We start from the raw sequence: 24691 nt of genomic DNA on the forward strand, positions 1-24691 counted from the left end.
CTCGTCACTTGAGTTATACCATCTGTAGCCTATCTTTGGAGATTTGGTATGAGTTGAGCTCTCTAAACCAGCAAGTAGGTTCGTCGATCAAGCAATTGAGATTTCTTAAGCAGCAAACGGGTTCGTCGATCGAGTAACTGCGATCGCCAATTCAGTAATTCCGTTCATCAATCGAGTAACTGCGATCTCTTCGCAACCACCTGTCAACTGGCTATCTCTCCAGCGCTTCTAAGACCGTCTTCGGCAACAACTGATCCTTAAACCAAACAATCCGTGCGGGTGTATCTGCTATCTTCACGCCTGCCTTCTCAAGATTAAGACGTTCCGATACTGCCAACACCAAATCATCGCGCCCCGATTGGCGCACCTGAGAGAACTTCTTCTTGAGATATTCCGGTCGCCAATAGCCCACAATTTCCAGCAAAAAGGTGCGACCATCAGGATGCACCACCCGAAAATCAGGAATCATCACACTCCCCGGAATCGGAATCAGATCAACTTCCCGTTCGAGTCGCCATTCGGTTTTCGTCTTGCTCCAACGCTCCACAAAACCTTCTTCCAACATACTGTCGTAGGTTTTGCCAGGAGGATAGTGGCTGACCAACCCGCATTCCGAATCGAGGGCGAAGCGTCCCTGACGAGTTTTACCAGAGTAGCTGTCGTTAATCTGTAACTGGGCAGAAATGCTCCATTTGGTAACGTGGAGCAGAGCAGGCAGTAGCTTAGCGATCGCTAGTCCATACCGCGTCGAAGGCTTAAACAAACTCGTCGGGCCATCGATCGTGAGGGTAAATCCGTGATCCGCGTCGCCCTCGATATACGTCATGAGTTGAAATAACTTGACGTAGCGAAACAGCAATTTATATTGTCCCGGATCATTGCGATGCGCGTTGATCGTCATGTGACTCGCACGATAGAACACGCCTTGCACTTGAGATAAGTTATAGCGATGGATCAACGCTTCGGACGTTGGCGCTTCAAAATCCACCAAAATTTGATTGTCCGGCAGATCGGCATAAAGTCCCGATTTGACTTGTTCGAGCAACACTTCGTGTCCAAGTTCTTGACCCAGCAAGTCTGCCACCTTCTCTAACGTCATTTGAGTAGCAGTCGGGCTAGGCACAGATTGAGAAGACAGCGCAAAGACGCGATCGCGCAACATCGGCGGATCGAGCGGACTAATCGTTTCAAACGTGCTAAATGAACCATTTAATAAGTGGGCAAGTCCGCGTTTAATCCGGTAGTCCGTTTCTTCGCCCTCAAGTTCTAAAAGCTGCCGACTCAGCTCACCTTTGCTCTTGCCTTTGGCATCCCGAAACAACGCAATCACATCATCTGCGATCGCGAGCGTTTGTGAGTCGAGGTTGAGCCGCTTAGGAACCACTTCTTCTCCGCTAAAGCGGTGCATCAGTAAATCAGTCGGCAACATAGGCAGTGTTTTGACTTGGGTTAATGCCTGCGTAGCGCTTTGCGCAACTTCAAAGGAGACGCTAACATGCGCTTAGCGTCTCTTTCCAAATTTAGCTTTTAGATCATCCAGCGTTACAGGTTTTTCCGGCTGTTTTTGATCTTTCTTAGCAGCATTAGCGTTTCGCTCTGGTTTCTCGATCTGTTTATGATCTTTCTTCGGCATATTGGCATTTCGATCTAGCTTTTCACCTGTTCGCATTGACAAACTGATTCGTTTCAAATTCTCGTTGACTTCCATCACCCGCACCTTCACAACTTGACCCACCTTCACAATTTGGTTCGGATCGCTGACAAAGCGATCGCTCAGTTGTGACACATGCACCAATCCATCTTGGTGTACGCCAACATCTACAAACGCACCAAAGTTTGCAACGTTTGTAACCACGCCTTCTAGTTCCATGCCAACCCGCAAGTCAGAAATTTCTTTAATTCCTTCCTTAAACGTCGCGTACTTAAATTCAGCACGCGGATCGCGTCCCGGTTTTTCCAATTCGCGAATGATGTCGCGGAGCGTCGGTTCACCAACGGCATCGGTGATGTATTTTTTCAGGTTCTTACTGAGTTGCTCTGCAATTTGAGGCGTTTGGGCCAACGGAACCGATAGATCTTTTGCGATCGCGCTCACCAGCGAATACCGTTCCGGGTGAACGGCAGTATTGTCGAGCGGATTTGCACCATCTCGAATTCGCAAAAATCCTGCCGCTTGCTCGAATGCCTTTGGTCCTAATTTCGGCACTTTGAGTAATGCTTTGCGATCGCGGAAGGCTCCGTTTTCGTTGCGATACGCCACAATGTTATTGGCAATGGTTGCACTAATGCCAGAAACAGAAGTCAGCAATTCTTTGGATGCCATATTGAGATCAACGCCGACAAAGTTAACGCAACTCTCAATCGTCTCGCCTAGCTTCTTTTTCAGCAATTTTTGATCGACATCGTGCTGGTATTGCCCCACGCCGATTGATTTCGGGTCAAGCTTAACCAATTCTGCTAACGGATCTTGTAAACGACGACCAATACTAATTGCGCCTCGAACCGTGATGTCCAGATCGGGAAACTCTGCGATCGCAACGTCACTTGCAGAATAAATCGAGGCTCCCGACTCATTCACAATCACTTTAATCGGCTTTTGCTCTAGTGTTGCTAAAACCTCTCCGACGAATTCATCGGTTTCTCGACTTGCCGTTCCATTCCCAATCGCAATTAACTCAACCTTATACTTCTGAATCAATTGCTTTAGCGTTACAGCCGCTTGTTTGCGCTTCTCTTCTCCAGTGTGAGGAAAAACGGCTTGATACTGCAAAAATTTTCCAGTTTGATCTAACACGGCAACCTTACAACCCGTGCGGAATCCCGGATCAAGCGCTAACGTTGGTTTCATTCCTGCCGGAGCAGATAACAATAACTCACGCAAATTCGTTTCAAACGTTTTGATCGATTCGATATCCGCCTCTTGTTTCTTCTCGGCTCTCACTTCACTAATTAACGAATTTCGCATCAACCGATTAAACGCATCGGTTAGCATTGCCCGATAAAATGCGCGAACGGGTTGTGCTTTCGTGCGAATTTCTTGCGTTTCTAGATAGTGCTGAACCGCATCTTCGTCAAACACCAAATCAACAGTGAGAATACCTTCTGTTTCACCCCGACACAGCGCGAGTAAATTGTGAGGCGCGATCGCGCTCACGCTGGCTTGAAACTTCCGATACATCTCAAATTTCGTCGTTCCTTCAGGATGATCCGCTTTGAGGCTCGAACTGAATGCGCCCGTTTCCAGCAGAAACTCCCGCAAGTAAGCTCGAAGATTGGCTTTTTCAGATACTTCTTCTGCCAAAATATCAGACGCGCCTCGCAACGCTTCTTCCGCCGTTTTCACCCCTTTCTCTTCGGAAATATACTTCGCCGCTTCCGTCTCCAGCGATGCCGAACTGCCTGACTCATTCAGCGCTTTTATCCAGCTGGCTAACGCTTCTAATCCTTTTTCTTTCGCGATCGTTGCCCGCGTCCGGCGCTTCGGACGGTAAGGCAAATACAGATCTTCCAATTCGTTTTTTTGCAAACAGGATTCGATCTGAGTCTTCAACTCTGGTGTGAGTTTACCCTGAGACTCGATCGATTGAAGAATGCTGGTCTTGCGCTCTTCTAGTTCTGTGAGGTAGGCGTAGCGATCGCTGAGATCACGCAACTGCACCTCATCCAGTTCTCCCGTCCGCTCTTTGCGATACCGCGCAATAAACGGAACCGTCGCTCCTTCTGCAAACAGCTCCAGCGCACTCTTCACCTGCGCGGGACGAAGGGCAAGTTCTTCTGCTAAAAGCTTTTGAATATCAAGCATTGAGACACTAATTTCGTAAGGTGCAATTCGTAGTTCGTCAAAGTTGCTCAATTCTGAACTACGAATTCCGGTTGAGCTTGTCGATCTTAGATCGGTTTTACCAAATTTCGCTGAAAATGGGCACGAATCAATCCCGACAAGCTATTACGTTTAGTTTCTCTGTTTAGTTTCTCTGAGGAAGAGAGAGATTTGGCGTTGTGTCTGGTGTTGTGTTTGGCGTTGTCCTCAGTTGAGTCGGTGACGCGGATGGCGGCAGCGGCGTATCGGGCGTTGTCGGACTCGTTGATGGCGTAATCGTCGGAATTCTTGGCGGAAGATTAGAGCCAGGAATAGACACAGGTAACACATCACGGGGACGATCGCTCGTATCGAGACACGTATCGATCGCTTGCTTGGTCGCTAGATTTAAGTCTCGATTCAACCCCACCACACATTGCGAAAAGCTGAGGGGTAAGAGAGTGCGACGACAGCCCTCTAGCACATCTGCAAAAAGCGTCTGCGCCGCATTGCGACTAATATGGACCACGCAGGTTCCTGCTTCTAGCGGGCGACGCACTCGACGACACACCTCTACCGCTTGCTCTCCCGCAACCTGAACTTCTGCCATCCGACGCACGCAAACGCCCAAATCATCAGGGCGCACCGTATTAGAACAGGCAGCGGCAGCGACAGCATTGGGAACTTTGGCACGCAATAGGTCAGTGGCACACTGACGGTAGAGATTTGGTCCGGGACGTTCAAATAAGTCGTCTAGCACCGCCGAGCGAGCAGGTGCAGGCGGCAGGGCAAGGGCGACTAGACTTACCGTAATTACCTGGGCAACGGGCAACCGGAATCTCATGAGGTTAGGCATAGTAGTTACAAATCGCAACGGTCTGGCTTCAGAGAAAATTGTGCCACAGGACGGGGATGACGGCTAAAGAGATAGGATCGTCCCCCTCAATGGACTACAGTGTTAAGAGAAAGAAGGTATAAACTACCTACCACATTATCCGAAGGATATCCCGGTATGCATCTGAGTGAATTAACCCACCCAAACCAGTTGCACGGTCTGTCGATTCATCAACTTCAACAAATCGCTAGACAGATTCGCGAGAAGCACCTGCAAACCGTAGCAACGATCGGGGGACACCTCGGTCCTGGATTGGGTGTCGTCGAGTTGACCCTGGCTCTTTATCAAACCCTCGACCTCGACCGCGACAAAGTGATTTGGGATGTTGGGCACCAAGCATACCCCCACAAACTGATCACGGGGCGCTATGCCCATTTCGATACGCTGCGTCAAAAAGATGGCATCGCCGGATACCTTAAGCGGAGCGAAAACGAGTTTGATCACTTTGGCGCGGGTCATGCTTCCACGAGTATCTCAGCAGCCCTAGGCATGGCGCTGGCGCGAGATGCTAAGGGTGAGAAGTTTAAGACTGTTGCGGTCATTGGGGACGGTGCGCTAACGGGCGGAATGGCGCTAGAAGCGATTAACCACGCTGGACATTTGCCCAAAACCAACTTACTGGTTGTCCTTAACGATAATGAGATGTCGATTTCTCCCAATGTGGGAGCCATTCCTCGCTATCTCAACAAAATGCGCCTCAGTCCGCCCGTCCAGTTTCTGTCTGATAATTTAGAAGAACAGTTTAAGAATTTACCCTTCTCCCCGGAGCTATCGCGTCTCAAAGAAGGCATGAAGCGGCTTGCTGTACCCAAAGTGGGAGCGGTGTTTGAAGAATTAGGCTTCACCTACATGGGTCCAGTCGATGGGCACAACCTGGAAGAACTGATTGCGATGTTTAAAGAAGCTCATCAGATTCAAGGCCCGGTGCTGGTACATGTGTCTACAGTAAAAGGAAAAGGGTACGCGATCGCAGAAGCCGATCAGGTGGGCTACCACGCTCAAACGCCGTTCAACCTGATTACTGGAAAGGGCAATCCGTCGAGTAAACCGAAGCCTCCCGGATACTCTAAAGTGTTTGGCGAAACCTTGTCCAAACTGACAGAAAATGATCCTAGAATCATCGGTATCACTGCCGCAATGGCGACCGGAACCGGGTTAGACATTCTGCAAAAGCGAGTGCCCAAGCAGTACGTTGATGTCGGCATTGCTGAGCAGCACGCTGTCACGCTGGCAGCAGGTCTTGCCTGTGAAGGAATGCGCCCCGTCGTTACGATTTATTCAACCTTCTTACAACGAGGGTTTGACCAGATTATTCACGATGTTTGCATTCAGAAGTTGCCTGTCTTTTTCTGCATGGATCGCGCTGGCATTGTTGGCTCCGACGGGCCAACTCACCAAGGTATGTACGATATTGCCTACCTGCGATGCATTCCCAACATGGTGCTGATGGCTCCAAAAGACGAAGCCGAACTTCAGCGCATGGTTGTAACCGGAATTAATCATACCGAGGGCGCGATCGCAATGCGCTATCCCAGAGGCAACGGCTACGGCGTGCCTCTCATGGAAGAAGGGTGGGAACCGCTCCCGATCGGTAAAGGTGAAATTCTTCGTCAAGGAGATGACATTCTGCTGGTCGCGTATGGCTCAATGGTCTACCCTGCAATGCAGACCGCCGAAATCCTTACAGAACATGGCATTGAAGCAACCGTTGTGAATGCCCGATTTGCCAAACCGCTCGATACCGAACTAATTTTGCCGTTGGCCCAACAGATCGGTCGAGTCGTCACCCTAGAAGAGGGCTGTCTGCAAGGCGGATTCGGCTCAGCGCTGCTCGAGGCGATGATGGATGCCGATGTGGTTGTGCCAGTCACTCGAATCGGCGTTCCTGACCTTCTGGTAGATCACGCTACTGCGGAGGAGTCCAAAGCAGATCTAGACCTAACGCCGCCTCAAATGGCAGACCGGATTCTCAAGTTGTTTAGCAAACAGCCTGTCGCGGTCGGCTAATTTTACGTTTGCTATTGGCAGTGAGTTGTGGATGGTTGCGATCTACAACTCACTGCTGTATCAGCGCTACCATTGATTTAAAGTGTTTGATCTAGAGCGTTACCGAGATTTCCGCTTTCATTAGAAGAAGCGCTCAAACAGAGTCAGAGTAGGGAGGATGGCGCGGTCAATCTTTGGTTGCTCGAGACATTCAGCAATCCTGCTTAGTACGGTTATTGTGCCAAAACTGGAGGGGTGCAAATCGAGATTATAGTTTGAGGGTAATATTAGAGTGCTGCTCTTCAGATAAGCCCATCATGTCTCTGATTAACCAGGTTTATCCCGTTATTTGGCAAAACGATTCCTCTGGAAGTTTGCACGGTCGCGTTCTGCTGATTGATCAAACGCGCTTACCGAATGAATTTGCGTTTGTCGAAATCAGCCGCTGTGATGACATGGCACGGGCAATTAAGACAATGATTGTTCGGGGTGCGCCTGCGATCGGGGTGGCAGCCGCCTATGGCATGTACTTGGGCGCACGAGAAATTGAGACGACAGAGCGCGATCGCTTCCTCACCGAATTAGAAACCGTAGCAGAGACGTTGCGAGTCACTCGTCCAACGGCTGTAAATTTATTTTGGGCGATCGAGCGGATGCTGAAGACTGCTCGGCAAACCCTTGGCTCCGTTGATTATCTGAAGGAAACGCTCCTTCAAACGGCAAAACAGATCAATGCTGACGATCTGCAAACGTGCCGAGATATCGGGGAACAAGGCTTATCTGTTCTGCCAAAAGCACCCGCAAAGCTGAGGTTGCTAACCCATTGCAACGCGGGCGCATTAGCTACTGCCGGATATGGAACGGCACTTGGTGTTGTGCGTTCAGCTTGGCGAGCGAATCGCTTGGAGCGCATCTACGTTGATGAAACCCGTCCTCGGCTGCAAGGCGCAAAACTTACCGCTTGGGAATGTGTGCAAGAAGCAATGCCCGTCACAGTAATTACCGATAGTATGGCAGCGCACTGCATGAAGCGGGGCATGATTGATGCTGTGGTTGTCGGAGCCGATCGCATTGCTGCCAACGGAGATGCTGCCAACAAGATTGGAACTTATAGCGTGGCGTTGATTGCGAAAGCACACAACATTCCGTTTTTTGTGGCAGCTCCGCTATCGACGATCGATTTTACGATCGCAGACGGTAGCCAAATTCCCATCGAAGAACGCGATCCGGAAGAGGTGTATCAGATTGGAGACACGATTCTCTGTCCGCCTGGGGTCGAATATTACAATCCTGCCTTTGATGTTACTCCTGCCAGTTTAATTAGCGCGATCGTCACCGAGTACGGCGCGTTTACTCCGGCTCAAATTCAATCAGAATTGTACGCGAAGCAGATTGGGTAGCGCTTACCTAAAATAGCCAAGCCGACGCCAATAGGTTTTGACACGGGTTTCCCACTGCTGCCAATAGTGGGCGATCGCGTCTTGCTCAAACCAAAACACCTCAGCGGGCAGATCCGGCACTGCGATCGCGAGCAGCGCGTGTTGAATATCGAGATCATAGAGACGATTTACTGCCCCCCAGTAGGCCGCAATTTGCAGCGGGTAGTCATAGAGATGATCTAGCGATCGCTTCGGTTTATTTGCCGTCTTCCACTCGCAAATGCACGGTACACCTTCATAGCTCGCGACACAATCGACGATGCCTGCATATCCTAAATCGTCATGTACCACAATTCCTTCAACCAGTCGCACTGCTTCAACTGACGTTAGAACAGGCTGAACGCTGTCCCAGTAGGGGCGAATCGCTTCTGGGCAATTTACCTCTTTACCCTCCAAATAGTGCTGAATGTGTCGGTGAGTTCCAGTTCCCCGACGACTAGCAGTTTGACTAATCTGAGCCGCCTGCTCAATGCCAACGCGCTGTTTCCAGTTCATCAACCGATCCCAATCTTCAGGAGGTTTTGTCGCATTGAGAATCGTCGTGACGCTAGGAAGCCGATCTCCTTCCGCACTCACATAATATTGCTTGCCTGCCTCTTTCACCTGTTTTGCTTGATAGCGGGGCAGCAACCCTCCAGAGTTGAATGGCGTCAATCTTCTAATATCCTCGATTCAATTCCTACTCATCGTATGCTAACCGCCCGTCACTAACACCCGTTAGTAATGCTGTCTAGTGAACTCTGTTCTTGAACCCTTTTCTGCTGCATCTCCCATTCCCCAACTTAACAAGCAATTAATTCTCAATGAGGACTCTCACCCCCCACCCCAACTTGTTATTAACCAGTTTAGGAAGTGTCCTAGATTTAGCAACTTCTTCGGGAACTGTTGCGTCAATTGGGTATATAGAAAAAGTAGACCAAAGGCAAACAAAACCTCTGAAAATAACCGCATCTTTCAGAAATGAACTTATTTCCTTCTGTAGTAAGATGCAGGAACTTAGGTAAGTCAATCAAGGTCTACTTAATCAACACAAAAGATTACTGGTTTACTTGGGAACGTCTTCATATGCATAGCAACTTCAAGTCTGGAACGGCTCTACTCCTCGCTCTCGGCCTTACAGCAGGTGCAACGGCTCCGATCGTCATGATCGCGCCAGCATTTGCCCAAGCTACTTTTCCTGATGTTTCGTCTGATTATTGGGCGGCTCAATTCATTCAAGAACTTGCTTCACGAAACATCATTGAAGGATTTCCTGATGGATCTTTTCGCCCAAATGAAGCCGTCACTCGCGCTCAATTTGCGGCCATGATTCGCAAGGCTTTTCCAAATGCTCAAGATGTCAGAACTCCAATTAACTTTGTAGATGTTCCATCTAATTATTGGGGATATCAAGCCATTCAAGATGCGTATACAAGTGGCTTTTTAGCAGGGTATCCTGGCGGTACATTCCGCCCGAATGAAAATATTCCTCGCGCTCAGGTGTTGGTGTCTCTGGCAAGTGGTTTGAACTACACCACAACCGGATCGGCAGATGCACTGCTTCAGGCGTACAGCGATGCCAACAATATTCCGGGCTACGCTCGCAACAGCATTGCCGCTGCTACAGAGCGCCGGATCGTTGTGAACTACCCTGATGTGAGGTCTCTGACCCCAAATCAGACGGCTACTCGCGCTGATGTGGCGGCATTTATCTATCAAGCATTGGTCAGCACTGGAACAGTTGCGGCGATTCAGTCACCTTACATTGTTGGTCAGGTTGTGGCTCCTCAAACCTTGACTATTCCTTCTGGAACGTCGATTCCTCTCCGGTACGATCGCGCGGACAAAGTTCTGTTAGCTAAAAACGAGCCTAATCCTACACCGATCACGCTGACGGTTGCTCAAAACGTCGTTACGTCCGATGGCACTGTTCTAATTCCATCTGGAAGCCAGGTTGCGGGTCAATTAGTCGTATCTCAAGGTGCAGCTCAGTTTGTGGCTTCAGAACTCGTGTTGGCCAATGGTCAGAGACTGCCAATCGCAGCAACCTCTGATGCAATCACCCAAACCGAATCGATTCGTCGTGGTGCAAACACCGGAACAATTCTGAAGGATGCTGCGTTGGGTTCAGCCGCTGCTGCTGGAATTTCAGCCGTTACGGGTGATCGCAACATCAAAGCGGGCGAAGTTCTGATTGGAACGGGCGTTGGTGCGTTGGCTGGCTTGATCTTCGGCGGCGATCGCATTGACTTGATCTCCATCCGTCCGAATAGCGATTTGAATCTGCGTCTGACTACTGACTTGCAGATTCCGCGTCAGTAAGGCTCATGCTTAGAAGGTGCAATGTGGATCTTCTAAGCACTCTCCCTTACGGGTAATCCAACTACGAAAGTAGTGCCTTTTCCAGACGGTGGCTGATCAGCATTTCGACTGATCCAGCCATCGTTTTTTATGGGGCTAAACACCTCAATCTTTCCCTGCATCTGCTCAATCAGGCGACGCGCGATCGCGAGTCCTAATCCTGTCCCCGGAATGTTGCCTTGAGCTTGCACTCCCCGATAATGGCGCTCAAACATATGGGGCAAGTCTTCTTGAGGAATCCCGAATCCGGTGTCAGTAATCCAGACACTGACCCAGCTAGCCCCCTGATCAATCTTCACATGCACCTGTCCGCCCGTTGGTGTGTACTTCAGCGCATTGTCAAGCAAATTGCTTAAGACTTCTCGCACTGCCCCGCAATTGCCCAACACTGAGGCAACAGAGGTTGGAATTTCTGTTCGGATTGTCAATCCTTTGTCGTGCGCGATCGCCGTTGCTGATTCTAAAAGCGGCTGCAAAATGTCAACCACAGAACACGGCTCCAACTCCAAATTCGATGCGGTCAACACACCCGCTGGTAGTAGAGGAATCGGTTGTTTAGGAGGTTCTGAAGCCGCTTCATAGTCGGGCAGCAGATCTGCACTCCCGAGGTCAATCGCCCCGTCCACTTGTTGAAGTAGGTCTTGCAAGCGATCGCTCTCTCGCAGGATGCTATTGGCAATTTGTTGATTCCTGTCCTCTGGCCTTAGCCGTTTTGACAGCAGTTTACCGAACGTTCGCAGCGCCGTGAGAGGACTGCGTAATTGATGTACCAAATTATCCAGCATGTCGTGCTGCTGCCTTTGCACGAGGCGCTGCTGATGATGCGTTTCTTCTAACCACTGCGATCGCTGATCCATTACGCACGCCAGCGATAACGTATCTGCAACTCGCTGAATTTGTCCTCGTTCCCAGGTTGTCCATAGTCGATCCTCTCGCTCTGTCACCAGCAACCCCAGCACCATTTCTTCATGCACAAGCGGAAGAATAAGTTGCTGTTGCTGAGCAAGGGCATTTGGCTTTGCTGGGAAAAAAGTGGCCTCAAACTCAAGTTCAGGAGTCAATTCCTCGTTTTTCAATCGATCTGATGCTGGAGCGAGGCGATTCACTTTCTCCAAAGCAACTGAAATATCGGGATAGGCGGCGATCGCAACGAGTTGTGTTTGTGTATTTTCAACCCATTCTTCGGTAAGATAAACAATGCTCAGCGATGCCCCAAACGCTTGAGTGAGCAGTGCTACTTGTGAGCGGCAAAGCGCAACGAATTCAGAACTAGTAGGCATCAACATATGAGCGCGCTCCTTCAGACTCTGCTTGACGACCCCCTTGAGAGCGGGCAAGCGATCGCTTCAGCAAGAGGTAGGAGTAGCTTCAAACCCAGATTTTCCTACTCCTGATAGGAATAAAAATAGACTCCGAGCCAGCTTCTCACAGGGGCTGAGGGGTCTAGAAGGCGAACAAAGTCCTTGATATCTAAGGGTAGCAAGTGATAGAGTTATTCAACTAGAATTAAGAATTTCAACTTTACTTTATAAGCAGCTTAAAACTTTGTATAGATGCGTTAAGAGCAGTTGAAATTCAGGACTAGAGTCGATATACTTGCGACGGATTTTGTAACGATCACTACAGCATTGGCAGTCAAAATAAGGAGGTAAGGGGTTTGGCAAGGAGACGTAAGCGGAAGAGTCGGCGGCGTCAGGAAGGACGGAGAATTCTCGAAAACGTTCCTCAGTTTAGCATTGATTGTGGCGAAGATAAACCTGTGACGGCTGCTCGAAAGTTCATTCACTCTGAAGGAATTGCGCCGCCTGCTTTGTTGCTAGTGAAGCGAAACGAGCATACGACCGATCGGTATTTTTGGGCTGAGAAAGGACTGTTCGGCGCTCAATACGTCGAAGAAAACCATTTCTTGTTCCCTAGCTTAAAATCCCCGGATGATGACGATGTGGAACCAGTGACAGTTGCCAGTCGAAGTCGCTAGTTATTGCTCTTCATTTGCCTCTTTGTGCGGATAGGTAGATGTAGCTTTGCTGGAAGTCCAGGTTTTTGGACGATCTATTGTGCACTTGACTACTAAGAGTATTGGTTTTCCGCTAAAGCAAAGACCTCATTTGATTATTCATCAGATGAGGTCTTTGCTTTAGCATCAAATCGAACACTTTTATAAATTCTTTGCGTTACTCTGATGCACTTAAGCTGAGAGTACGCTGTAATTCTGCTAACTCGTCCCGATGCGCTCTGACAATAATCACGCTCTTCGCACTTTCGTCAGAGCTTGGCGAACTGCTGAATGACAATTCAGGTTCAATTGGCTCAACTTTTAGGGAAACCTGCTCAATCCGTCCCGCACCTCGCCAATAAAAAACTCCTGCTAAAGGTGACAGGAGCAACAAGCTGAGCCAGAAAGCAGATCCGCTTGGTAACACCATTGAGATGACTAGCACTAGGCAAAGCATGCCAATGGCGGCAAGCAGCGACAGGAAAATCGCTAGAAACAAGCTGGGACGTACTTTGCCTTCAAAGGTGACTTGATTAGTTGCTGCATCGATCGCCGCAACGTGGTAGGCCCGCTCCCCAAAGTACTGTCGCAACTGGTTTAAGAGAGATTCCTCTGTCTGCTTAGAGATTAGCCTAACTTGCTGAATCCTGTCCTTAGTCGAAGCACGGATAAAGAAGAACAGACCGACCATCAACAGAACAGTCAGAACCAGTGTAGAAGCGATCACAGAATCATTCATGGTGTAGCTCAGGTAACAAAAATCCTGCTTACACCCTCAGTGTAGACAAAATTGTAGCCTGCAAGGGCATTAGTCGTGATCTGTACAAATCGTCTACTTCTCAGATGCAGCAGTTTGAGGAACCGGAGTATCCTTCTGCACTGCATAATCTTGCCAAAGGTGAGCTAGATCTTGAGCCTGTTGCATCGCCTCCGAGCGAATCTGGTACATCCGGCGGGGACGACCTCTGCCTTCTACCTTTTTCCAGTAGCCCGTGACCATCTCTTCGTCTTCCAGAAACTTAAGCGCACTATAAAGCACCGTATCGGAAAGACGATAAAGCGGATATTCGGTCTCTAGAAGTTGAATGAGTTCTGTACCGTAAGAATCGCCTCGCAGAAGTATGGCGAGAACGTAACAGACCGCTAACTCCTTGTTTAGGTAAAAAGGAGGTGGATCTTTGAAAAACTGATAGATATCCTCAAATTTCATCTGTCTGATTCCAGGCATGTGAGAAACGACTTGCTTGCAGAAAGGATGTGAACAAGAATTAGTTACATCTATTAGGTTAACAATCTTGCCTGTAGGGTTGCCGTCCTACTAAAGGGTTAATTTAACCTTGAACGTGAAAAAATTGGGCAAACCAAGTGTCGTTTAGTTTATGGTGCAAAGCTGAACTGCGCACTACAACCGTGAAAGAAGGACACTAACAGGGTGATGGAATGTTTAGAATTGAGAGCACTGAGTGCGAAATGTGCGGAAAAACCAACATTTCTTGTTTCATCAGGTAAAGCAACGTCACCAGAAAGTTAAGCAAGCTTAGAAATGCAAGTACTCAAGGAACAAAGCAATATTCATAGATTCACAATGCGTCTGCTGCTTCAAGGTGAAAGCAAAAATGAATGAGTGAAAATACCTGTTGCTTGAACAGTCGCTTTGTTAAATTGCTTAGCTTACGTATAAACGGTGCAACTTAATTCTAAACTTGAAATTCTACTTTGTGGATACTAAATCAAGTTGTTTTGTTGTTGATTTAAAGAACGAAACAGATTTTAGACTCTTTAAAGAGTGTCACTGAAATAGATGCTTGTTCCCGGGGTAACCGATTGTAAAGAGTGAGCCTTCAGCAATTAGCAAAACTGGAGGCCTATCAATGGCGAGTAAGGAAACTCAGCTGCTTTCTCGAAAGTGCTACACGTCCAGATTGCGGAGCAAAAATTGTGCCTGTCGTTGCAAGATTTACGATCGATGTTGCTATCCGCTGATGTTGTTATCCGCTATAAAATTACTCGGAACAAAAACAAGAAAATCGCGTCTATTCGGATTCTACTGATGCGCTAGCCCAACCTATTAGCTGAATTAAAGCAGTGGCTGATATGGCGATTGATCTTCGTGTCAACCAACTCAAGCTCTTCGAGTTCTCGTCCTGAAAACTACTCAGCGTCTAGGTCAGTGGTCAGGAGTTTAAGATGCTTGCTTACGTGGTGGGCGATCTGAGGAGCCAGATAAACTGCCCTTCGAGGGACGCGATCGTAAGAAGTTAACATTACAACGCGAGTGCTGAAAGCGCTGCTTTATGCTTAGAGGCGGTATTTAATCGGCTAGAATCTGCGTCCTAATAGACGTTGCTTGACGCCTTCAGCAATTTTTTGTCCTAAATATTCTGGAATTAAGCTTTCATTCGGCCCTAACAGGTAGAGAATGAGGCGAGTCCGACCCCTCCACACGAGTAGATTTGCATTTACCACCAGCAAGTCTTCTTGCCAAATCGCGTACATTACTTTGTAGAAAAGTCCAGGTTGGTTATCGGCTTCGATCAGAAGGGCAGGCAGGTGAAAGACTGGATCAACGTAGAACTCTGTTTCAACCTGCTCTAAGCCTGCATCCAGATTAAATTCAACTGCCAACATTTCTTCAACTTCAAATCGTCCAGCCAACGCCTCACGAATTGCTCGGCACACATTGTCAGAGGTTTTATCGGTCAAGGCTTTGCCACTGCGTGACACAATCAGCTTTATAAACACCAGCATGGGTGGATAGATTTGCCCATACAGACTCAAACTGTGAATTGTTAGACCATAAGCCGCCAAAACGCCAAAGATATCGCTTAACAAGAACGACTGGTTTCGATAAGCAAAATGCAGCGCACTTTTATTGCCTTCAGGTTTTAGCTCAATCACCGCTTGCTTGGTGCGATAGAGTTGGTAGGCAAGTCTTAGGTTCTGAAGCTGAATTTCGCTGCTGACAAATTGCTCGTAAAACTGAGGAAACGCTCGGTTGAAGCGCTTTAGCAGTTCTAAGGTTGTTGGTTTTAAGCCCAGAGCCATAATTGAAGGTAGGAATGCCCACTAGAGTAAAAGCGTAAACGAAAGAGGAGCTTATATTGATTAAAAAAATCGTTACAAATCGACATCATTTTGATCTAGAACGACGAAGGAATAGAGAAATCTCGAAACATGCTGATTGAGAGAGCGATATCCGGAGAATTGGAGAGATATACTATCTAGTACTTGATTTAACTGTTGCTACCTTCACCACGCTCGCATGGGTTTTTGGAAAAGCTTATTTAGTGGGTCTGATGTTCCCTCGACTGCCAGTACTGTCGCATCTGAGCGCGTTGCGGTAGAAGGAGCGGGCGATCGCGCAAATTCACGGGTCTTTTTTAGTACGGAACGAGAGATCGACTTGTACGAGCTAGAGGAGTTGTGCGATGCGGTCGGCTGGTCGCGGCGACCGTTGAGAAAGGTAAAGAAGGCAATCCAGCATAGCTTTCTGGTCGTCTCGATGTGGGAGCAGCGGGGAATGCAGCGTCGGTTAGTCGGGTTTGCCCGAGCAACCTCTGACCATGCGTTTAATGCCACCATTTGGGATGTAGTGGTGCATCCAGAGTTCCAGGGTAAGGGAATGGGCAAGGCATTAATGCGATTCATGATTAAGAAGCTGCGGGGCGAAGACATTAGCAACATTACGCTGTTTGCCGATCCTCAAGTCGTAAATTTTTATAGAACGTTGGGGTTCATGAGCGACCCGGAGGGTATTAAAGGAATGTTTTGGTATCCAGACTGAGGGTTGAGACTCCCGTTTATAGGGTTCCCTGAGTTTGAAGAAGGGGATACGTTCCGAAAAAAATGGTAATGACCCTTAACGGAGCCGTTGGGCTTGCTGAACCCACTGAGCGATTTGGTCAGGGGTTGGACAAAGGTCGCGGCGCTGCATCATGGCCACTTGGAGCTTTAAGATCTGGCGATGCAGTCCCGCGATCGGGGTTTGGCTGAGCTGAGCCGGAGAGGCAACCCCAGCATGAAGCAGTAAGCCGCAGTGCTGACAGCCAACGCCCGGAATGCGGGCAAGGTCAGCTAGGGCAATCCACTTATTGATGTGTCGAATGTGAATTTCGAGGCTACTGGCAAGGATGTTTCGTTTCTCTGGCGTGTATCCGAGGCTCAGCAAGTTGAACGTCGTTCGGATGCCTTGAGCATGTAACCGTTTGAGATCGGCGGCGGCAATTCCGGGAAGCTCGTCGATTGGCCAGTTCGCAGAAGGAACTCGGGTTTGATCCTTTGGAGCTTGGCTTTGCCAATTGCGGGAATTGGGTTTTGGTTGTGTTGTTGCCACGCTGCCCTCGCTGTGATGTCTAAATTCTGAACGGGCTGTCCGTTATAGTATTCAACGGCTGGATTACCCGAATGAATTGAAGTTCTTTAGTGTAGCGGATTTTTATCCCTTATTAATTCAGGACAAAAAGCAGAATCCAGTTTGAGAAGAACGGTGTTAATCCTCAAATAATTCAGGTTTGAATCGTTAACGAAACTCAAGATTCACGTTTGCCGAACTGCGTGAGAAACCAGTATCGTTTTCTAGAGGGATGAAGGTACAGCTGCGGTAACGCTTCGCAAAGAGGGACGCCTTCGGCAACGCTTTGCAAGGAGAGGTGAACTGATTTAAGACTCTCTGATCTTCATCCTTCATCCCTCCTCGCGGTTCCTACGGAGTTGCGCTCTGCGCTATGTCCTTCGGAGCTTGCGCCTTTGGCGCTAGGCGCGGGGCAACGCCCTCCCTCATTCCTTCTTTTGCTATGTCTCAGCCAACCATCGAATCTATCCTTCACGAAAACCGCTTGTTTCATCCAAGCCCAGAGTTTTCTCAAAACGCCCGGATTAAGAGCCTTGATGACTACCGCGCGTTGTACGATCGCGCCTCTGCCGATCCAGAAACATTTTGGGCAGATTTGGCAAAACAAGAATTGCATTGGTTCCAAGGGTGGGACAGCGTGTTGGATTGGAGCAATCCGCCGTTTGCCAAGTGGTTTGCGAACGGCAAAATCAATATTTCGTACAATTGTCTAGATCGTCATCTCTCCACCGATAAGCGAGATAAGCCCGCGATCGTTTGGGAAGGCGAACCCGGCGACTCTAAAACGCTGACCTATGCCCAACTGCATCAGGAAGTCTGTAAGTTTGCCAATGTGCTGAAGGATCTCGGTGTGCAGAAGGGCGATCGCGTCGGAATTTATATGCCGATGATTCCGGAAGCGGCGATCGCGATGTTGGCCTGTGCCCGCATTGGTGCGCCGCACTCAGTCGTGTTTGGTGGATTTAGTGCCGAAGCATTGCGCGATCGCTTGATTGATGTCGAAGCAAAAGTGGTGGTCACAGCAGATGGAGGCTGGCGCAAAGACGCGATCGTGCCGCTCAAAGAACAAGTCGATAAAGCGATGAGCGATGAGCGGGTTCCGGTGCAAAAGGTGCTGGTCGTCAAGCGGACGGGACAAGACATCGCCATGATGCAGGAGCGCGATGCTTGGTGGCACGATTTGGAACCAACCGCATCTGCTGACTGCCCCGCAGAGCCGATGGACAGTGAAGACATGCTGTTCGTTCTCTACACATCGGGTAGCACGGGCAAACCGAAGGGCGTGGTTCACACAGCAGGTGGATACAATCTCTTTGCGCACGTTACAACGCAATGGATTTTTGATCTGCAAGAAAATGACGTGTACTGGTGTACGGCGGATGTGGGTTGGATAACGGGACATACATATGTTGTTTATGGCCCGTTATCCAATGGCGCAACCAGCGTAATGTATGAAGGTGCGCCCCGTGCGTCTAATCCGGGCTGCTTTTGGGACGTGATCGAAAAGCATCACGTCAGCGTGTTATATACGGCTCCGACAGCAATTCGGGCGTTTATCAAACTGGGGGATGAGCATCCAAACTCGCGCGATCTGTCTTCGTTGCGCTTGTTAGGAACGGTGGGCGAACCGATCAATCCTGAAGCATGGATGTGGTATCACACGGTGATTGGTAAAGAGCGTTGCCCGGTCGTCGATACGTGGTGGCAAACCGAGACGGGCGGCATTATGATTACTGCCCTGCCGGGAGCGATTCCGACTAAACCCGGTTCAGCGACGCTGCCGTTTCCTGGCATTCAAGCGGATATTGTCGATCTTGAAGGCAATTCTGTGGGCGCGAATCAAGGCGGCTATCTTGCCATCCGCTATCCTCATCCAGGCATGATGCGTACGGTTTACCGTGACCCCGATCGCTTCCGCAAAACCTACTGGGAACACATTCCGCCCAAAGACGGCAAGTATCTTTACTTCGCAGGCGATGGGGCACGTCGGGATGAAGACGGCTATTTCTGGGTGATGGGGCGCGTTGATGATGTGATCAATTCGGCGGGACATCGTTTAGGTACGATGGAAATCGAGTCGGCGTTGGTGTCTCATCCGGCGGTGGCAGAAGCGGCAGTTGTTGGTAAACCCGATGAGGTTAAGGGTGAAGACATTGTGGCGTTTGTGACGTTGGAAGGAACGCATCAGTCTAGTGATGCGTTGGCGAAGGAGTTGAAGCAACATGTGGTGAATGAGATCGGCGCGATCGCGCGTCCGGGTGAAATCCGGTTTGCGGATGCGTTGCCAAAGACGCGATCGGGCAAAATTATGAGGCGACTATTGCGCGATTTGGCGGCGGGCGTGGAGGTTTCTGGAGACACTTCGACGTTGGAAGATCGCGGTGTGTTGGAGAAGCTGCGAGGAGAGGGGGCTTAGAAGTTTCGTTGGTAGGGTCGCCCTTATCTCCATTCCTGTTCCCGAGTGTGGGGCAGAGCGGAGATGAGGGTAAATCAACCTTCAACAGGGAGCGTTTCACGTTCATTTTCTAGATTACACGGGGGCTGTTTCAGCTTCTTTCTGCTGAACGGGACGCTTGTACGCTGATTTTTTCTTCAGCCCGATCGTTTGTGCTTGGTTGCTGTCAGACCGGTATTGCGCCACTACAGACGTTTTCATGGCTAGCACGCAGTTGTGAAAGTTCCACTCTGCTAGACGAGCTTCATCCGTCGCGGCGCGATACGGGGCTTTGATTTGCACTTCTAATTCTTGTGCTTTCAGCATAGCGGCTTGTGCTTTTTGTACAGCAAACGGTAGCATCTGTATCAAAACCCATTCAATATCCTTGTTTTGATTTTGCTACCTTTTCTACCCATCCAATGGATAAAGTCGAGATTAGTTTAGGGCAGTAAAGTATGACCACTCCTTACACTGGGGGATGTCAGTGCGGGCAAATTCGATACGAGATTCAGGCTGAACCTCTCACGCTTTATGCGTGTCACTGCAAAGAATGTCAGAAGCAATCTTCCAGTGCCTTTGGCATGTCAATGCCCGTTCCTCGTGCCGCAGTCGTAATTCTTCAAGGGCAGCCGAAACAATGGAAGCGCGTCTCTGATAGCGGACGTGAAGTGAGTTGCTTATTCTGTGAGAAATGTGGAACCAGATTATTCCATAATCCTGCTCGTAACTCCAAAATTACCAACGTAAAACCCGGAACATTGGATGATACAAGTTGGCTCAAGCCTGTTGGCAACTTGTGGACTCAGAGTTCTCAAAAGTGGGTCATTCTGAGTGAACAGATGTTGAACTACGAGGCGCAACCCAGCGACTTTAACGACCTGTTTGAGCGATTTTGCCGTGAATGACCAGGAACCAACTGTCTCAAGCTGCTTGAATCTAATGGGCAAGTCTAATAAAATTCCTGCTCTGGATGCTGAAATTAAGCGTATTCTTGCTCAAGAATATCCGTGAATCAACGAAGCTCTCTCACTCTCTTGTTTTTACGGCACAACCGCTCGCCACACCGCATCCGCTACGCGACACGCATCCCGCATTTCTGCCACATCATGAACGCGAACCACGTCAGCCCCTTTTGCGATCGCGCCCACACACGCCGCTACTGTCCCCCAAACTCGCTTTTTCGGATCGGGCTGATTGAGGATATGACCAATAAAACTTTTGCGAGAAACCCCTACTAAGATCGGGCACTTCAAACGTTGAAATTCATCCAGACGGCGCAGAATTTCGAGACTTTGATCGTATTTTTTGGCAAACCCAATACCCGGATCAATCATAATACGATCGCGATTAACACCCGCCGCGATCGCCGCTTCAATTCGTTGCTCCAAGAACTGAAGGATCTCTTCGATTAGGTCATCATACTCTGTTAACATTTGCATTGTTTTTGGTGTTCCACGCATGTGCATCAAAATGATTGGAACACCAAGCGTTGCCGCTGTTGTTAGAATCTGCGGATCAGATATTCCGCCAGAAATATCGTTAATCATATCGGCTCCAGCCGTGATCGCGGCTTCTGCGACCTGTGATCGCGTTGTATCAACAGAAATCGGAATTTGAGCAAAGGTAGAATCTCGGCGAATCGCTTCGATGATTGGAACCACACGCTGGAGTTCTTCCTGTAGCATCACCTCTTCTGCATTAGGGCGAGTCGATTGTCCACCCACATCTAGGATATCTGCACCATCGGTCACCATTTGATGCGCTTGCCTTAGCGCAGTCTCTACCGTATTGAATTGTCCGCCATCGCTAAAACTATCGGGCGTCACGTTAAGAACGCCCATAATGTAAGTTCGCTCACCCCAAGAGAACGTGCGATGAGTACGCACGTCTCCGGAAGAACCGCGCAAAGACCAAGACTTTAATGACATAAGACGTGCAATTCGTAGCCTGCAATCCGCAATTTAGTGCTCTCTTACAAACGAGTCACAGATTAAGAATCTACACTATTCTTGGGCGTCAAACGGCTGAAATGAAGGTCAAATCACATAATCAAATTACACAATCTGACTCAAGAAATTCACCTTGTCTTCGGTACCAGCCGACTGAAGCGCTGTGAGCACCTCTTTGGCAGCATCCGATACTTGATAATCCGCAGGCAGGGCAACAAATTGATCGCCCATGTGACGAGCGAGTTGAGACCAAACCAGTAAGCGATCGCTCGGAGTCAGTGCTTCGTAAGCGCTGAGTGGCGGCTCAACACCGTCGCCTGGAATCAGTTCTGCCATTGCTTTGCTTGGGTTAATGTCAAGCGCTACCTCATCGCGATCAGTGTCAGACAACGCATCTCCTAGAAAATGAATTTGTCCTTCGTGACGCATCCCCAGAACCCCTCTCACCACATCTTCAACCTGTTTTGATGCGGTGGATGGCACCGATTCGGCTACTTGGGAATAGATCTGACCTAGTGCCGCAATTTGATCATTGACCGGAAGTTGTTTGAACTTAGACACCAAAGTAGTAGCGTCTGTATTTGTAAATGTCATATGTGCCTCGCTTCTTAAACAGTGCTGATGCAAGCTTAAGAATTAATCTGCGATCGTACCCCTACACAAAGTTCAAATAACTTAACCTAGATCAATCTCTCAGGAGATAGAGCAGAAGGTATGACATAGGAAGGACGCTAGATATCAGTAAATACGAAAGACTAAAGAGCAAATCAAATGTTTGGGAGTAAGCACTATGCTTCATTTGTTTGCCGCCGCATTTCCAGAGGCTCCATCTAGCGCATTGTTTAACTGGCAAGGAACGCCCCTGATCATCGGCTCTTGTCTTTTCGTATTGTTGATTGCTAGCCGCACTATTAAATATCCGCATGTCGGTGCGAGAATGCCGTTACCGTTTTCTAAATCTTTATTCAATAACATTAGCGTTGCTGGATTTTTAGCATCCATGAGCTTTGGGCATATCCTTGGTTCCTTGCTAACGTTGGCACTTGCAAACACAGGTGTGAAATAAATATCTAAAACAAAGATATCTAAAACAAAGAGCAGGGATGTGTATCATCCCTGCTCTTGTCATTATTAATCGCTAATTGCTAATCGCTATTATATTAGTAATCGCTAACTACAACGGTCGGTAAACGCGGTAGTTGATGCTGGGAAAGATATTGTCAATCGATTCGACCTTCTCTAGCCAGCCCGAATCGACCTTACCCATGTTCAGATCATCATAGAGTTTGTTGAAGCGCTGAAGGTGCGATCGCGTTCTTCTAACGGCATAAGGAACCATCGTTCCAGTCCGCATAATGAATGCCCAGTCCGACGATTGCGCTAACAGCAGTTCTCTTGCCGCTTGATTTAGCGATCGCCATTCCAACTCATCCGCCGGTTCGCGCTTACTTAGTTCGATCATGCGCTCTGCGGATTTATGCAAGTGTGGATAAATCCAAGCATTCGTATCGTTTAGCCAATATTCGTGGAACCCTTTGTAACCCCAGCTTGACTGCGACGGACGGCAGACCTGCTGCGTCGGTTCGGCCTGTAGATAGTCCGCCAAATGCGTCATGGCAAACGTGCCCTGATCAAACCACGATTTGCGGAATAGGTAGTCAATAAACCACGGGCCTTCATACCACCAATGCCCGAAGAGTTCCGCATCATAAGGCGACACCACGATCGGCGGACGATGCATCATGCTATAAAGATTTTCGACTTGCCGCTCCCGGTTATACATGAAGTTAGCGGCGTTCTCGGCGGCTTTCTCTCGCGCCCAGTACGGATCGTAAAGCTGCTTATCCGACAGTCCAAGTCCTTTTCCGGTGATCCGATGGTACTTGATGCCCACATTCTTGCGCTGACCGTTGGGCATCACATAGGGCTTGATGTACTCGTACTCTGCATCCCAGCCCAAATCGCGGTAAAACTCGCGATACTCCACAGAGCCGGGATAGCCGACCTCCGATGACCAAACCTGCTGCGACGATTCGTGGTCGCGTCCGAACGCCGCGACTCCCGACTCAGTAAAGATGGGCGCATAGCTGCCAAAGCGAGGACGAGGACGAGCATAAAGAATGCCGTGTCCATCGGTCAGGAAATAGCGCAGCCCTGCATCGGCAACCATGCGCTCCAACCCTTCGTAGTAAGCGCATTCTGGCAACCAAATTCCTTTTGGCGCACGACCAAACGTTTCTTGGTAGTGTTCACAAGCCACCTGAAGCTGTGCCCACACGGCCTGCGGATACATCTTCATCAATGGCAGATAGCCATGCGTTGCGCCACACGTAATGATCTCTAGGTTGCCGCTATCGAGAAACTGCTTAAAGGCTTTAACCAAGTTGCGATCGTATTTCTCCCAGGTCTGCCGCACTCCGTTAAATTCTTTGGCATAGTGTTCTGCCAAATAGCGCATGTGTCCATTGTGGGCGTGGCGTTCGACCTCTAGTTCAGTCAACTCTTCTAGCTGCGCCAAGTGTTCGTCGTAGCGTTCTTGCAGCAGCGGATCGAGCAGCATAGACACCAATGGCGGTGTCATGCTCATTGTGATTTTGAAATCTATTCCATCGCGTTTCAGTCCCTCAAACACCTGAATTAATGGGACATACGTTTCTGTAATCGCTTCATAGAGCCATTCTTCTTCCAGCACATAATCACTTTCGGGGTGACGCACAAAGGGTAGATGAGCGTGCAGGACGAGAGCAACATATCCGATACTCATAGGATGTTTTGAGAACTAGTTAGCGATCGATTGCCCAAATTGTAAAGCAAATTGGTAGATAAAAAGTTCTATGGGGATCAGATTCTAGCGATCGGGGATCAGATTCTAGCGATTCCTCTACTTGTAGTGGATTGAGTAATCGTTAGGTCAATAATCTGGTGCATTGTCAAGCAAGGAATAAGGGAGATCTTCGACCGCTTCGCAAGGAGGGACACCTACGATAACGCGACGAAACAGGAATGAAGTCGGCATCGTCATTCTTTTAACGCCGCCGCTACAGAAGATGAGTCTAAGGGCATAAAAATTTCTTTTGTATAATAAAATTTATATAGCGAAAGAAATAGAATCCTTGCGTATAATCTGAGCAGGAATCTTCATATTATTTGAAGATTCTAATTTGGATCGAAGACCCTTTAGCAGAACGCCCTACACAATGCCTCGGATACTCGTTATAGATGATGATGCTGCTATTTCTGAGTTGGTCGCCGTCAATTTAGAGATGGCTGGCTATGATGTCAGCCAAGCCGGCGATGGCATTCGTGGTCAAGCAATGGCGTTGCAGCTTCAGCCCGATCTGATCATGCTCGACCTGATGTTACCGCAGGTGGATGGATTTACCATCTGTCAGCGATTGCGGCGCGACGATCGCACGGCGGACATCCCGGTTTTGATGCTAACGGCACTCAGCCAAACCTCAAATAAGGTAGAAGGCTTCAATGCGGGGGCGGATGATTA

22 protein-coding genes are annotated in these 24691 nt (G+C 48.9%); 9 read left to right on the forward strand and 13 right to left on the reverse strand.

The window, feature by feature from the left end:
• Positions 1–211 precede the first annotated feature (211 nt).
• From AC5I6P_RS12405 to AC5I6P_RS12415, 3 genes are all read right to left on the reverse strand, one after another.
• Complete coding sequence (locus tag AC5I6P_RS12405) at positions 212–1429, reverse strand: DUF790 family protein (RefSeq protein ID WP_495694073.1); 1218 nt, start codon at positions 1427–1429, stop codon at positions 212–214.
• A 72-nt stretch (positions 1430–1501) separates the two neighbouring features.
• Positions 1502–3853 carry a Tex family protein gene (locus tag AC5I6P_RS12410; RefSeq protein WP_495694074.1) on the reverse strand — a complete coding sequence of 784 codons (2352 nt, stop codon included), beginning with the start codon at positions 3851–3853 and terminating at the stop codon, positions 1502–1504.
• Positions 3854–3965: 112 nt separating this feature from the next.
• On the reverse strand, positions 3966–4655 hold the full coding sequence (locus tag AC5I6P_RS12415) for a hypothetical protein (RefSeq protein WP_495694075.1): 690 nt from the start codon (positions 4653–4655) through the stop codon (positions 3966–3968).
• 156 nt (positions 4656–4811) lie between these two features.
• On the opposite strand from AC5I6P_RS12415, the gene dxs reads away from it, so the two are divergent.
• Both dxs and mtnA read left to right on the forward strand, forming a co-directional pair.
• On the forward strand, positions 4812–6701 hold the full coding sequence (dxs, locus tag AC5I6P_RS12420) for a 1-deoxy-D-xylulose-5-phosphate synthase (protein WP_495694076.1): 1890 nt from the start codon (positions 4812–4814) through the stop codon (positions 6699–6701).
• A 296-nt stretch (positions 6702–6997) separates the two neighbouring features.
• A complete protein-coding gene (mtnA, locus tag AC5I6P_RS12425) occupies positions 6998–8080 on the forward strand; it encodes an S-methyl-5-thioribose-1-phosphate isomerase (RefSeq protein ID WP_495694077.1) in 1083 nt (360 codons plus the stop codon).
• A 3-nt stretch (positions 8081–8083) separates the two neighbouring features.
• Here the strand turns inward: mtnA and AC5I6P_RS12430 are convergent, their stop codons facing one another.
• A complete protein-coding gene (locus AC5I6P_RS12430; protein WP_495694078.1) occupies positions 8084–8773 on the reverse strand; it encodes an exonuclease in 690 nt (229 codons plus the stop codon).
• A gap of 411 nt (positions 8774–9184) precedes the next feature.
• On the opposite strand from AC5I6P_RS12430, the gene AC5I6P_RS12435 reads away from it, so the two are divergent.
• Positions 9185–10420: an S-layer homology domain-containing protein gene (locus AC5I6P_RS12435; RefSeq protein ID WP_495694079.1), complete on the forward strand. Its 1236-nt coding sequence runs from the start codon at positions 9185–9187 to the stop codon at positions 10418–10420.
• A 32-nt stretch (positions 10421–10452) separates the two neighbouring features.
• Here AC5I6P_RS12435 and AC5I6P_RS12440 read toward each other — a convergent pair whose 3' ends face one another.
• Entirely contained in the window at positions 10453–11745 is a 1293-nt protein-coding gene (locus AC5I6P_RS12440; RefSeq protein WP_495694080.1) for a sensor histidine kinase, read from the reverse strand.
• 371 nt (positions 11746–12116) lie between these two features.
• Here AC5I6P_RS12440 and AC5I6P_RS12445 point away from each other — a divergent pair, with 371 nt between their 5' ends.
• On the forward strand, positions 12117–12437 hold the full coding sequence (locus tag AC5I6P_RS12445) for a DUF3155 domain-containing protein (RefSeq protein ID WP_495694081.1): 321 nt from the start codon (positions 12117–12119) through the stop codon (positions 12435–12437).
• A gap of 196 nt (positions 12438–12633) precedes the next feature.
• Here the strand turns inward: AC5I6P_RS12445 and AC5I6P_RS12450 are convergent, their stop codons facing one another.
• From AC5I6P_RS12450 to AC5I6P_RS12460, 3 genes are all read right to left on the reverse strand, one after another.
• Positions 12634–13194, reverse strand: coding sequence for a cofactor assembly of complex C subunit B (locus AC5I6P_RS12450; protein ID WP_495694082.1), 561 nt, complete (start codon positions 13192–13194; stop codon positions 12634–12636).
• 93 nt (positions 13195–13287) lie between these two features.
• Positions 13288–13665 carry a PadR family transcriptional regulator gene (locus AC5I6P_RS12455; protein WP_495694083.1) on the reverse strand — a complete coding sequence of 126 codons (378 nt, stop codon included), beginning with the start codon at positions 13663–13665 and terminating at the stop codon, positions 13288–13290.
• A 1109-nt stretch (positions 13666–14774) separates the two neighbouring features.
• Positions 14775–15500, reverse strand: a complete 726-nt coding sequence (locus AC5I6P_RS12460) for a hypothetical protein (RefSeq protein ID WP_495694084.1) — start codon at positions 15498–15500, stop codon at positions 14775–14777.
• 217 nt (positions 15501–15717) lie between these two features.
• On the opposite strand from AC5I6P_RS12460, the gene AC5I6P_RS12465 reads away from it, so the two are divergent.
• On the forward strand, positions 15718–16239 hold the full coding sequence (locus tag AC5I6P_RS12465) for a GNAT family N-acetyltransferase (protein WP_495694085.1): 522 nt from the start codon (positions 15718–15720) through the stop codon (positions 16237–16239).
• A gap of 75 nt (positions 16240–16314) precedes the next feature.
• Here AC5I6P_RS12465 and AC5I6P_RS12470 read toward each other — a convergent pair whose 3' ends face one another.
• On the reverse strand, positions 16315–16788 hold the full coding sequence (locus AC5I6P_RS12470) for a DUF4332 domain-containing protein (RefSeq protein ID WP_495694086.1): 474 nt from the start codon (positions 16786–16788) through the stop codon (positions 16315–16317).
• A 460-nt stretch (positions 16789–17248) separates the two neighbouring features.
• Between AC5I6P_RS12470 and acs the strand changes: the two genes are divergently transcribed.
• On the forward strand, positions 17249–19222 hold the full coding sequence (gene acs, locus AC5I6P_RS12475) for an acetate--CoA ligase (RefSeq protein ID WP_495694087.1): 1974 nt from the start codon (positions 17249–17251) through the stop codon (positions 19220–19222).
• Positions 19223–19336: 114 nt separating this feature from the next.
• Here acs and AC5I6P_RS12480 read toward each other — a convergent pair whose 3' ends face one another.
• Positions 19337–19603 (reverse strand): hypothetical protein, encoded by a 267-nt coding sequence (locus AC5I6P_RS12480; RefSeq protein WP_495694088.1) that lies wholly within the window; start codon positions 19601–19603, stop codon positions 19337–19339.
• 95 nt (positions 19604–19698) lie between these two features.
• On the opposite strand from AC5I6P_RS12480, the gene AC5I6P_RS12485 reads away from it, so the two are divergent.
• A complete protein-coding gene (locus AC5I6P_RS12485) occupies positions 19699–20148 on the forward strand; it encodes a GFA family protein (protein ID WP_495694089.1) in 450 nt (149 codons plus the stop codon).
• 135 nt (positions 20149–20283) lie between these two features.
• On the opposite strand, the gene folP is transcribed toward AC5I6P_RS12485, so the two are convergent.
• Positions 20284–21171 (reverse strand): dihydropteroate synthase, encoded by an 888-nt coding sequence (gene folP / locus AC5I6P_RS12490; RefSeq protein WP_495694090.1) that lies wholly within the window; start codon positions 21169–21171, stop codon positions 20284–20286.
• A gap of 126 nt (positions 21172–21297) precedes the next feature.
• On the reverse strand, positions 21298–21786 hold the full coding sequence (locus tag AC5I6P_RS12495; RefSeq protein ID WP_495694091.1) for an orange carotenoid protein N-terminal domain-containing protein: 489 nt from the start codon (positions 21784–21786) through the stop codon (positions 21298–21300).
• Between the two features lie 196 nt (positions 21787–21982).
• On the opposite strand from AC5I6P_RS12495, the gene AC5I6P_RS12500 reads away from it, so the two are divergent.
• Positions 21983–22258 carry a photosystem I reaction center subunit X gene (locus AC5I6P_RS12500; RefSeq protein WP_495694092.1) on the forward strand — a complete coding sequence of 92 codons (276 nt, stop codon included), beginning with the start codon at positions 21983–21985 and terminating at the stop codon, positions 22256–22258.
• Between the two features lie 108 nt (positions 22259–22366).
• Here AC5I6P_RS12500 and AC5I6P_RS12505 read toward each other — a convergent pair whose 3' ends face one another.
• Positions 22367–23956 carry a glycoside hydrolase family 57 protein gene (locus AC5I6P_RS12505; protein ID WP_495694093.1) on the reverse strand — a complete coding sequence of 530 codons (1590 nt, stop codon included), beginning with the start codon at positions 23954–23956 and terminating at the stop codon, positions 22367–22369.
• Positions 23957–24389: 433 nt separating this feature from the next.
• On the opposite strand from AC5I6P_RS12505, the gene AC5I6P_RS12510 reads away from it, so the two are divergent.
• A partial coding sequence (locus AC5I6P_RS12510; protein ID WP_495694094.1) for a response regulator occupies positions 24390–24691 on the forward strand: 302 nt, incomplete at its 3' end.

The organism is Myxacorys sp. (assembly GCF_059501405.1).

Bases quoted from the DNA above. Each gene is read 5' to 3' on its own strand.
- AC5I6P_RS12405 (WP_495694073.1), bottom strand. From the start codon at position 1,429: ATGTTGCCGACTGATTTACTGATGCACCGCTTTAGCGGAGAAGAAGTG.
- AC5I6P_RS12415 (WP_495694075.1), bottom strand. From the start codon at position 4,655: ATGCCTAACCTCATGAGATTCCGGTTGCCCGTTGCCCAGGTAATTACG.
- dxs (WP_495694076.1), top strand. From the start codon at position 4,812: ATGCATCTGAGTGAATTAACCCACCCAAACCAGTTGCACGGTCTGTCG.
- mtnA (WP_495694077.1), top strand. From the start codon at position 6,998: ATGTCTCTGATTAACCAGGTTTATCCCGTTATTTGGCAAAACGATTCC.
- AC5I6P_RS12435 (WP_495694079.1), top strand. From the start codon at position 9,185: ATGCATAGCAACTTCAAGTCTGGAACGGCTCTACTCCTCGCTCTCGGC.
- AC5I6P_RS12440 (WP_495694080.1), bottom strand. From the start codon at position 11,745: ATGTTGATGCCTACTAGTTCTGAATTCGTTGCGCTTTGCCGCTCACAA.
- AC5I6P_RS12450 (WP_495694082.1), bottom strand. From the start codon at position 13,194: ATGAATGATTCTGTGATCGCTTCTACACTGGTTCTGACTGTTCTGTTG.
- AC5I6P_RS12455 (WP_495694083.1), bottom strand. From the start codon at position 13,665: ATGAAATTTGAGGATATCTATCAGTTTTTCAAAGATCCACCTCCTTTT.
- AC5I6P_RS12460 (WP_495694084.1), bottom strand. From the start codon at position 15,500: ATGGCTCTGGGCTTAAAACCAACAACCTTAGAACTGCTAAAGCGCTTC.
- AC5I6P_RS12465 (WP_495694085.1), top strand. From the start codon at position 15,718: ATGGGTTTTTGGAAAAGCTTATTTAGTGGGTCTGATGTTCCCTCGACT.
- acs (WP_495694087.1), top strand. From the start codon at position 17,249: ATGTCTCAGCCAACCATCGAATCTATCCTTCACGAAAACCGCTTGTTT.
- AC5I6P_RS12480 (WP_495694088.1), bottom strand. From the start codon at position 19,603: ATGCTACCGTTTGCTGTACAAAAAGCACAAGCCGCTATGCTGAAAGCA.
- AC5I6P_RS12485 (WP_495694089.1), top strand. From the start codon at position 19,699: ATGACCACTCCTTACACTGGGGGATGTCAGTGCGGGCAAATTCGATAC.
- folP (WP_495694090.1), bottom strand. From the start codon at position 21,171: ATGTCATTAAAGTCTTGGTCTTTGCGCGGTTCTTCCGGAGACGTGCGT.
- AC5I6P_RS12495 (WP_495694091.1), bottom strand. From the start codon at position 21,786: ATGACATTTACAAATACAGACGCTACTACTTTGGTGTCTAAGTTCAAA.
- AC5I6P_RS12500 (WP_495694092.1), top strand. From the start codon at position 21,983: ATGCTTCATTTGTTTGCCGCCGCATTTCCAGAGGCTCCATCTAGCGCA.
- AC5I6P_RS12505 (WP_495694093.1), bottom strand. From the start codon at position 23,956: ATGAGTATCGGATATGTTGCTCTCGTCCTGCACGCTCATCTACCCTTT.